Here is a 9,195-nt window from a genome sequence, read left to right on the forward strand (position 1 = left end):
GCGGTTTTCTTGATATTCGGACCCGATATTCGGATGCGATATTCGGACTGTGGCTCAGGCCTGGCAGGCCGCGGAGTCGAGTTGCGCCGACTTCACGATGTTGCACGCGAACACGTGCGACACCTTCCAGGAATCGTCCTCGGCGACGAAGTCGACGAAGGCGTCCTTGACCGGGGCGCCGTCGATGGTGACATCGGCGTTCGCCTTGAGCTTGCCGTCGGCGGGGTCACCGACGGTGGTGATGGCGACCTTGACGTTGTTCTGCTTCGCCGCCTCGACGAACTTGTCGACCAGCATCGGATCCTGGTCGGCGTCCTCGATGTAGGTCTTCTTCTCCTCGCCGGTGAGCTGGCCCGCGAGGGCCTTGTTCAACCGGGCGTTCAGCTCGGCGGCGGTCGGCTTGGGCAGGTTGGGCACCGTGGTGGCCGCGGGCTCACCGCCCTCTTCCTTGCCCGACTTGGCGTCGCCCGTTTCGAAGGCGCCGCCCTTGCTGGTGGTGGTTCCCGCGCTCGTGCTGGTCGAGTCGGCGCCGGAACTGCACGCGCTGAGGCCGAGCGCCGCGACGATCGCGACGAGAACGGCAGCGGATTTCACTGGACGGTTGTTCACTACAACTCCCATGATCATGGTCGAAACGGTCGGGCTAGAGCTGGTAGCCGCTGGTGCAGTTCCAGTGCTTGATGTAGGCGTTGCCCGGATTGTTGTTCAGCGCTTCGCGTTTCGCGCCGCCGATCGTCGACGCGGAGCCGTAGCTCCACCACCCGCGCGAGATCGCGATGGCTCCACACCCGTTGCGGTAGGACACCTTCACGTCACACCCGCCACCGCCGCCGCCACGCAGGCAGGCCGACATGGCACCGGCCTCGGCATCGGCGTAGCTGCCGTAGTCCGTGGCGTATCCGTAAACCCCCGGTTTGACCGACACCGCGATGGCGCCGTAGTTGCCCGACTGCGCCTGGGCCGGTGCGATGTGCCCCGCGAACACTGCGGCTGCGGTGGCACCCAGCACGGCCGCGCTGGTGAGCATTCTCTTCACTTGTAGCGTCCCCTTCATCTGCACGGGTCGACGACCCGATAGAGCGCAGTCAACGTACCGAGGGTTACGGCGCCCGCGCTAGACGCGCGAGCCCGCTCACGCCCGAATCAGTGGCGATCGACAAGGATTCCGTAAGTTCGGGCCCGCGAAACGCGGTTCCCGGCGAGATTTCCCCGCGTTGACCGGGGCGCTGCGACCTGCGCATCCACCCTGGATCACCGCGGCGAGCACGGTGGGACCAGTGTTGCGGATGGTCTCGGAGGTGTTCGAGCGGCTAGCCTGATGGTCATGGCAGGTAAGTCCCGCAGCACCACGACCTCTCGTGCGCGGGCGGGATCGACCAGGGGGCAGACGCCGGCGGCGCGGTCTCGTTCGGCGACCCCGCGAGCGACGGCGGCTCCGCGTGGGCGCACCACGCCCGTACGCAGGCCGGTCAAACGGGCCTCCAACACCGCACCGCTGGCGGTGATCAGCCGCGGGATCGGGAGCGGTTGGACCATGCTGGCGCGCGGCGTCGGCGCCACCACCCGCACGTTGAGCCGGGCAGGCGACCTGGACCACGGGCACCGGCGCGACGGCATCGGCCTGGCGCTCATCGCGTTGAGCGCGATCATCGCCGCCGCGATGTGGATGTCGGCGGGCGGACCGGTCGGCCGTTTCCTCGAAGACATCGTCCGGGCGATCGCCGGTTCCGCGGCCGCGCTGGCGCCGATTCTGCTGGTCGCGCTCGCGGTGGTGCTGATGCGTACCGAACCACATCCGGAGATCCGGCCACGGCTGGTCCTCGGTGGGCTACTCGTCGTGCTTCCCGCCCTGGGAGTCTGGCACCTGGCAGCTGGTTCCCCCACCGGCGCGGACGGCCGCGCCACCGCGGCCGGCGCGCTCGGCTATGCGATCGGCGGACCGCTCGGCCAGGGGCTCACACCATGGCTCGCGCTGCCGATCCTGTTGCTGGCCATGATGTTCGGCGTCTTGCTGCTCACCGGTACCACGGTGCGCGAGGTGCCTGCCAAGCTGAGCGAATACTTCGGCCTCGGCGAATACGCCGACGACGGCGACCCCTACGACCCGGCCAACTACGACGCCGACGGATTCCCGGTGCACCGCAACCGAACCCGTCGCCGTGGCCGTAACCCCGACGACAACTACCCGCCCGACGAGTTCGGCGGCTCCGACGCGGTCACCGAATCACTGGGCGAACCGCCGCTGCGCGATGCCAAGCCGATCGAGGAACCGCCCGCGCCCGCACCGAAACCGGCGCGCAAGCGGCCGGTGGTCAAGCCGGTCGACCAGACCCCGCCGCCGCCACCGGAACCGGAGTTCGTCACCGATCGGGTCGTCGACGGCGACTACACGCTGCCCCCGCTGACACTGCTGCTCGACGGCGACCCGCCCAAGAAGCGTTCCGCGGCCAACGAATCGATGATCGAGGCGATCACCGAAGTCCTGGTGCAGTTCAAGATCGACGCCGCCGTCACCGGGTTCGTGCGTGGCCCCACCGTCACTCGCTACGAGGTGGAGCTCGGTCCCGGCGTCAAGGTCGAGAAGATCACCGCGCTGGCCCGCAACCTCGCCTACGCCGTCGCCACCGAGAACGTGCGCCTGCTCGCGCCCATCCCCGGTAAGTCGGCCGTGGGCATCGAAGTGCCCAATGCCGACCGCGAATTGGTGCGCCTGGCCGACGTTCTGAAGTCGCCGCACACCCGCAACGACCACCATCCGCTGGTGATCGGTCTCGGCAAGAACATCGAGGGCGAGTTCGTCTCGGCGAACCTGGCCAAGATGCCGCACCTGCTGGTGGCCGGTTCCACCGGTTCGGGTAAGTCGAGTTTCGTGAACTCGATGCTGATCTCGCTGCTGCACCGGGCCACCCCCGAGGAGGTCAGGATGATCCTGATCGACCCGAAGATGGTGGAGCTCACGCCGTACGAGGGCATTCCACACCTGATCACGCCCATCATCACCCAGCCGAAGAAGGCCGCCGCCGCGCTGGCCTGGCTGGTCGAGGAGATGGAGCAGCGCTACCAGGACATGCAGGCCAACAAGGTCCGCCACATCGACGACTTCAACAAGAACGTGCGCTCGGGCAAGATCACCGCGCCGCTGGGCAGCGAACGCGTCTACCGGCCCTACCCGTACATCCTGGCCATCGTCGACGAGCTGGCCGACCTGATGATGACCGCACCACGCGATGTCGAGGACGCGATCGTGCGGATCACCCAGAAGGCGCGTGCCGCGGGTATCCACCTGGTGCTGGCCACCCAGCGGCCCTCGGTGGACGTGGTGACCGGTCTGATCAAGACCAATGTGCCCTCGCGGCTGGCGTTCGCCACCTCCTCGCTCACCGACTCGCGCGTCATCCTGGACCAGCCGGGCGCGGAGAAATTGATCGGCATGGGCGACGGTCTGTTCCTGCCGATGGGTCAGGGCAAGCCGACCCGGTTGCAGGGCGCGTTCATCTCCGACGAGGAGATCCAGGCCGTCGTCGAGTTCAGCAAGACCCAGGCCGAACCCGAATATCAGGAGGGTGTCACCGCGGCCAAGGCCGGCGAGGTCAAGGACGTCGACCCCGATATCGGCGACGACATGGACGTGCTGCTGCAAGCGGTGGAGCTGGTGGTCACCTCACAGTTCGGTTCGACCTCGATGCTGCAGCGCAAGCTGCGCGTCGGCTTCGCCAAGGCGGGCCGGTTGATGGACCTGATGGAGACGCGTGGCGTGGTCGGGCCCAGTGAGGGTTCCAAGGCGCGTGACGTGCTCATCAAGCCCGACGAATTGGACGGGTTGCTGTGGTCGATCCGTGGCGGCGATCCCGGTGCGTCCGAGGACGAGTGACGCCGTTCCCGGTTTGCTCTGACCGTGCCGGAAGCAGGCGGCGACGAACGAGGAGGGACCTGGCACGGCTCATGGTCGGGACATGGCCCGGGGTCGGGCGAAAATCGCCTGTCAGGCGATGAAGCGGGCGCGCGCGAGGCGGGTACCCGACTTCACGGCACCGGGGCTGAGCCGGTGCATCGCGGTGGGGCGCTGGTTCTGCGCGGTGGATTCGTACACGGCTCGCTCCTCTCGGGGCTGTGGTCGGGGTATGCGGTGACGGTAGCAGCGCTCGCGAACCGGGCGAAAGCGCTTTTCCGTGTGCGCGGCGGGTGCGTCGCCCGCCGATGTGTGTGAAATCATGACGGGCAATCGTTCCGCAAAGCCGACTGAAACGGACAATTCGGGCATGATGGGCGACATGAACTTCATCGATCGGACCACCACATGCAGGTGACCACGCTCGAGTGGGTGATCACCGGACTGGTGATCCTCGGCCTGTTCGTCTTCGACTTCTTCGCCCACGTGCGCACCCCGCACGAGCCCACCTTCAAGGAATCGGGCATCTGGTCGGCTGTCTACATCAGCTTGGCGCTGCTGTTCGGCCTGTTCGTCGCCTGGAAATGGGGCGGCACGTTCTCGGGGGAGTACTACGCGGGCTTCGTCACCGAGAAAGCGCTCTCGGTCGACAACCTGTTCATCTTCCTCATCATCATGAGCACCTTCGCCGTGCCGCGGATCTACCAGCAGAAGGTGCTGCTGATCGGCATCGTGCTGGCGCTGGCGATGCGCGGTGTGTTCATCGCGGTCGGCGCGGCCGCGATCAGCGCGTACAGCTGGGTGTTCTACCTGTTCGGCGCGTTCCTGATCTACACCGCGATCAACCTGCTGCGCGAGAGCGGACACGAGGTCGAACACGAGAAGAAGCGCGACAGCTACATCGTCTCGCTGGCCAAACGGATCCTGCCCACCACCGACGAGTACGACGGCGACAAGCTCGTCACCCGGATCAACGGCAAACGCGTGGTGACGCCGCTGCTGCTCGCGCTGCTGGCGATCGGTTTCGCCGACCTGCTGTTCGCGCTGGACTCGATTCCGGCGATCTACGGTCTCACCGAGGAGCCGTACCTGGTGTTCACCGCCAACGCCTTCGCGTTGATGGGCCTGCGCCAGCTGTACTTCCTCATCGGCGGCCTGCTCGACCGCCTGGTGTACCTGTCCTACGGCCTGGCCGCGATCCTGGCGTTCATCGGCGTGAAGCTCGTGCTGCACGCGCTGCACGAGAACACACTGTCGTTCATCAACGGCGGTGAGCACGTGAGCGTCCCGGAGATCTCCACGGCGTTCTCGCTGAGCGTGATCATCGGCATTCTGGTCATCGCGACGGTGGCGAGCCTGCTGCGCACCCGTAACACCAACAAAGCCTGACACCACCGCGGACGACGCTGCCCGGAACCTGAAGGGTTCCGGGCAGCTCTGTCTCCGGGCTGCGCTACTCGGCGAAGGCGCCCATCACCGGCAACCACTCGACCACGCGGACGGCGTCGATCAGGTCCAGCTTCGCGAACGGGTCGTTGCCCAGCAGTTCGGTCAGCGAGGGCGCGTCCTCGGCGCGGAACAGCAGCAGCGCGCCCGAACCGTCGGGGTAGGGCCCGCTACTGAGCACCGTGCCCGCGTCGACGAGCGCGTTCAGCCAGCCGCGATGCTCGGGTCGGTTGGTCGCGCGGTCGGCCGCCGTCGCGTCGGAGTAGGTGTAGTGGACAGCGAAGATCGGCACAGTCGATCACTTTCTCGCGAGGGATTCTCTACAGGGTCAGCAGCATGCGGGTATTACCGAGGGTGTTCGGCTTGACGAAGCTGAGGTCGAGGAATTCGGCGACACCGGTGTCGTAGGAGCGGCACATCTCCGCGTACACCTCGGCGGTGACGGGCGTGCCGTCGATCTCGACGAACCCGTGCCTGCCGAAGAAGTCCACCTCGAAAGTGAGCACGAACACACGCTGCAACTGCAGTTCGCGGGCGACGGTGACCAGGTGCTCGACCACCGCCCCGCCGACGCCGCGGCCCTTGACGACGGGATCCACTGCGACAGTGCGCACTTCGCCCAGATCGGCCCACAGTACGTGCAGCGCGCCGCAGCCCACGACCTGCCCGTCGAGCTCGGCGACCCAGAACTCCTGGACCGATTCGTACAGTGTGACCAGGTTCTTCTCCAGCAGGATGCGCCCGGCGTACTCGTCGACCAGGCGCTTGATCTCGGGGACATCGGAGGTTCGCGCTCGTCGGACGACCACGCCGGAAACAGGCGCCACAGTGGGCGCGGCAGTATGCGCGTCGCTGGTCGAACCGCTCAAGGGTCCCCGTGAGGTCATGGGTGCACAGTAGTCGGCCGGGTTACCGATAGTCTGAAGATGTGCCGCACATCCTGTCGTTCCGCTCCTCGCATCGCGCCGGGCTCGACGACCGGATCGCGCGGCACCGATCGTGCGAGCAAACAGCTCGCGAAACCGTTGGATTTCGGCGCAGTGCCGGTGAGTGCCGAGAGGGCAGCGCATGAACGGTCAGCGTCTGGAGGCGGTAGCTCGCGTGGCCACGCGAGGCGCCCGGTCATGCCACGAGGACAGGGCATGAGCGTGCGACCCGAAGAGATCGATCGTGGGTCGAGTGCGGTGACGCCGATGCACGGGGTGGCGGAGACGCAGGTTCCGCTGCTCAATATCGCCAACGTGCTGACCATCGCGCGCATCGTGCTGGTGCCGCTGTTCGTGCTGGCGCTGTTCGCCGAGGGCGGGCACGACACCCGCTGGCGGGTCATCGCCGCGGCGGTCTTCGGCCTGGCCGCGATCACCGACCGCTTCGACGGGCAACTGGCCCGCAAATACGGTTTGGTCACCGATTTCGGCAAGCTCGCCGACCCCATCGCGGACAAGGCGCTGATCGGAGCCGCGCTGATCGGGCTCTCGGTACTCGGGGACTTGCCGTGGTGGATCACCCTGGTCATCTGCGGCCGTGAAATCGGCATCACGCTGCTGCGGCTGGTGGTGGTGCGGCGCGGGGTGATCCCGGCCGGACGCGGCGGCAAGCTCAAAACGCTGGTGCAGTCGGTGGCGATCGCGCTGCTGGTGCTGCCGCTGTCGGGGATCTTCGCCACCGCGGGCATGTGGCTGATGTATCTGGCCGTTGCGCTGACGGTGGTCACCGGTTTGGACTATGTGGGGCAGGCGGCCAGGGTGTGGCTGGCGGGTGGACGGTCGCGCTCGTGAGTGATCCGCTCGTCGACGGTGCGCCGGTCGCCGAACTGGTCGAGGCCCTGAACGCGGCGGGTCAGACCGTCGCCACGGCCGAATCGCTCACCGCGGGCCTGCTCGCGGCCACGGTGGCGGGAGTTCCCGGTGCGAGCGCGGTGCTGCGGGGCGGCTTGATCGTCTACGCCACCGACCTCAAGAACAGTCTGGCCCGTGTCGACGACGAGCTGCTCCGTACCGACGGACCGGTCGCCGCCTCGACCGCCGAACAGCTCGCTGTGGGGGCGCGGGAGCAGTGTGGCGCGGACTGGGGTCTGGGATTGACCGGGGTCGCCGGACCCGATTCCCAGGACGGGCATCCCGTCGGCACGGTATACCTCGGGTTGGCCGGTCCACATCACAGCGAAGTGGTCCGGTTGAAACTGCACGGTGACCGGTGGACGATCAGACTCGGTGCGGTGCACAGTGCGGTGCGGGAGTTGCTGCGCTGTGTCAGTGTGAAGTAGCCCGGTTCGGGAACCACCGGTCCATGCTCGACGTTGTGCCAGAAAGAGGTGAGCACCGCTACGGCGGTGACACGAGGTGGAGGAGAACGAGATGACGCTGCTGCGGGAGGCAATCGGGGACAGTCTGCGGCGTGCGCGTCTCGCCCAGCATCGAACGCTGCGCGAGGTGTCGACCTCGGCGCGCGTGAGCCTCGGCTATCTGTCGGAAGTGGAGCGCGGCCGCAAGGAAGCCTCCAGTGAACTGCTCGCCAGCATCTGCGAGGCACTCGACGTGCCGCTCTCGCGCGTGCTCTGGGACGTGAGCACCCTGATGGCGGGCGCCGACGGCTCCGCGCCGCGCGAACCCGCGCTGACCGGCCCCGCCGCCGAGCGCGAGCCCGCCGAAGCCGAGCCCGCCACCCTGCCCGAACCCGCCGCGGGCGAGGCTTCCGCCTCCGCGAGCGCGGCGGCCGAGCAGGGCGCGCGCATCGGCATCGCCGAAGACACCCGCATCGTCATCCCGGCCCCGAGGGCCGAGATGCTGGTACTGGTGAAGGGAATGTGACGCGGCGAACCCTGCGCCCGGCGCGCGAGACGCTGCACACCGCTGGTGAGAACGGATAGATTCTCATCAGGCGTCGATCGGTCCGGCCACTGCCGGTCCGGGTGCCGCATGGTGAAGGATAAGCACGTATCTGGTGCGTGACGGTCGCGTACCACCAGTCGCACGAGCGACGCACAGATGGAGGCGGGATCAATCGATGGCTAATCCGTTCGTGAAGGCCTGGAAGTACATGATGGCCCTCTTCGACTCCAAGATCGAAGAGCATGCGGATCCGAAGGTCCAGATTCAGCAGGCTATCGAGGAGGCGCAGCGTCAGCATCAGGCGCTGTCGCAGCAGGCGGCGTCGGTGATCGGTAACCAGCGTCAGCTGGAGATGAAGCTGAACCGCCAGCTCGACGAGGTCGAGAAGCTCAACGCCAACGCCCGTCAGGCCGTCACCCTGGCCGATCAGGCACAGGCGGCGGGCGACACCGAGAAGGCGATCCAGTACACCAACGCCGCCGAGGCGTTCGCCGCCCAGCTGGTCACCGCCGAGCAGTCGGTGGAAGACCTCAAGGTGCTGCACGATCAGTCCCTGCAGGCCGCCGCACAGGCCAAGAAGGCGGTCGAGCAGAACGCGATGATGTTGCAGCAGAAGGTCGCCGAGCGCACCAAGCTGCTCAGCCAGCTCGAGCAGGCCAAGATGCAGGAGCAGGTCTCGGCCTCGCTGCAGCAGATGGATTCCACCCTGTCCGCGCCGGGCTCCACGCCCAGCCTGGACGCCGTGCGCGACAAGATCGAGCGCCGCTACGCCAACGCGCTCGGCTCGGCCGAGCTGGCGCAGAACACGGTGCAGGGTCGCATGATGGAGGTGCAGCAGGCCAGCGTCCAGATGGCCGGGCACAGCAAGCTCGAGCAGATCCGCGCCTCCATGCGCGGTGACGCGTTGCCCACCGGCAACAACAACGCGGCGATCAACCCGGCGCAGCCCAAGGCCGCACCGGCACCGAACATCGACAAGGGCCAAGCGCTGTAATATTCGGAGCGCTGGCGCGCTCGAGTTCGCGGCCC

At 67.2% G+C, this 9,195-nt stretch carries 10 protein-coding genes; 6 read left to right on the forward strand and 4 right to left on the reverse strand.

What is annotated here, in order from left to right:
* Positions 1-54: 54 nt before the first annotated feature.
* Positions 55-609 (reverse strand): hypothetical protein, encoded by a 555-nt coding sequence (locus ACFWF3_RS13450; RefSeq protein ID WP_379313899.1) that lies wholly within the window; start codon positions 607-609, stop codon positions 55-57.
* Positions 610-643: 34 nt separating this feature from the next.
* Positions 644-1,027: a DUF4189 domain-containing protein gene (locus ACFWF3_RS13455; RefSeq protein ID WP_378628262.1), complete on the reverse strand. Its 384-nt coding sequence runs from the start codon at positions 1,025-1,027 to the stop codon at positions 644-646.
* Between the two features lie 297 nt (positions 1,028-1,324).
* On the opposite strand from ACFWF3_RS13455, the gene ACFWF3_RS13460 reads away from it, so the two are divergent.
* On the forward strand, positions 1,325-3,871 hold the full coding sequence (locus ACFWF3_RS13460) for a DNA translocase FtsK (protein WP_379313900.1): 2,547 nt from the start codon (positions 1,325-1,327) through the stop codon (positions 3,869-3,871).
* 426 nt (positions 3,872-4,297) lie between these two features.
* Entirely contained in the window at positions 4,298-5,278 is a 981-nt protein-coding gene (locus ACFWF3_RS13465; RefSeq protein ID WP_379313901.1) for a TerC family protein, read from the forward strand.
* 64 nt (positions 5,279-5,342) lie between these two features.
* Here ACFWF3_RS13465 and ACFWF3_RS13470 read toward each other — a convergent pair whose 3' ends face one another.
* Together ACFWF3_RS13470 and ACFWF3_RS13475 are read right to left on the reverse strand one after the other, a co-directional pair.
* The gene (locus ACFWF3_RS13470) at positions 5,343-5,627 is read right to left on the reverse strand and encodes a YciI family protein (protein ID WP_378992382.1); all 285 of its coding nucleotides are present in this window, start codon (positions 5,625-5,627) and stop codon (positions 5,343-5,345) included.
* Positions 5,628-5,655: 28 nt separating this feature from the next.
* Entirely contained in the window at positions 5,656-6,222 is a 567-nt protein-coding gene (locus ACFWF3_RS13475) for an amino-acid N-acetyltransferase (protein WP_379313902.1), read from the reverse strand.
* 255 nt (positions 6,223-6,477) lie between these two features.
* Here ACFWF3_RS13475 and pgsA point away from each other — a divergent pair, with 255 nt between their 5' ends.
* The 4 genes from pgsA (at position 6,478) to pspA (ending at position 9,160) form a co-directional block, all read left to right on the forward strand.
* Positions 6,478-7,113, forward strand: coding sequence for a CDP-diacylglycerol--glycerol-3-phosphate 3-phosphatidyltransferase (gene pgsA, locus ACFWF3_RS13480; protein WP_379313903.1), 636 nt, complete (start codon positions 6,478-6,480; stop codon positions 7,111-7,113).
* The gene (locus tag ACFWF3_RS13485; RefSeq protein WP_379313904.1) at positions 7,110-7,601 is read left to right on the forward strand and encodes a CinA family protein; all 492 of its coding nucleotides are present in this window, start codon (positions 7,110-7,112) and stop codon (positions 7,599-7,601) included. The genes pgsA and ACFWF3_RS13485 overlap by 4 nt, the downstream gene beginning before the upstream one ends.
* A gap of 91 nt (positions 7,602-7,692) precedes the next feature.
* Complete coding sequence (locus ACFWF3_RS13490; protein WP_378626573.1) at positions 7,693-8,145, forward strand: helix-turn-helix domain-containing protein; 453 nt, start codon at positions 7,693-7,695, stop codon at positions 8,143-8,145.
* Between the two features lie 196 nt (positions 8,146-8,341).
* Entirely contained in the window at positions 8,342-9,160 is an 819-nt protein-coding gene (gene pspA, locus ACFWF3_RS13495) for a phage shock protein PspA (RefSeq protein ID WP_101466599.1), read from the forward strand.
* Positions 9,161-9,195: the final 35 nt, after the last annotated feature.

Source organism: Nocardia sp. NPDC060220 (genome assembly GCF_042727815.1).
GTDB lineage: Bacteria > Actinomycetota > Actinomycetes > Mycobacteriales > Mycobacteriaceae > Nocardia.

Coding starts and splice junctions, on each gene's coding strand:
- ACFWF3_RS13460 (WP_379313900.1), top strand. CDS start 1,325: ATGGCAGGTAAGTCCCGCAGCACCACGACCTCTCGTGCGCGGGCGGGA.
- ACFWF3_RS13455 (WP_378628262.1), bottom strand. CDS start 1,027: ATGCTCACCAGCGCGGCCGTGCTGGGTGCCACCGCAGCCGCAGTGTTC.
- pgsA (WP_379313903.1), top strand. CDS start 6,478: ATGAGCGTGCGACCCGAAGAGATCGATCGTGGGTCGAGTGCGGTGACG.
- ACFWF3_RS13490 (WP_378626573.1), top strand. CDS start 7,693: ATGACGCTGCTGCGGGAGGCAATCGGGGACAGTCTGCGGCGTGCGCGT.
- ACFWF3_RS13465 (WP_379313901.1), top strand. CDS start 4,298: ATGCAGGTGACCACGCTCGAGTGGGTGATCACCGGACTGGTGATCCTC.
- ACFWF3_RS13475 (WP_379313902.1), bottom strand. CDS start 6,222: ATGACCTCACGGGGACCCTTGAGCGGTTCGACCAGCGACGCGCATACT.
- pspA (WP_101466599.1), top strand. CDS start 8,342: ATGGCTAATCCGTTCGTGAAGGCCTGGAAGTACATGATGGCCCTCTTC.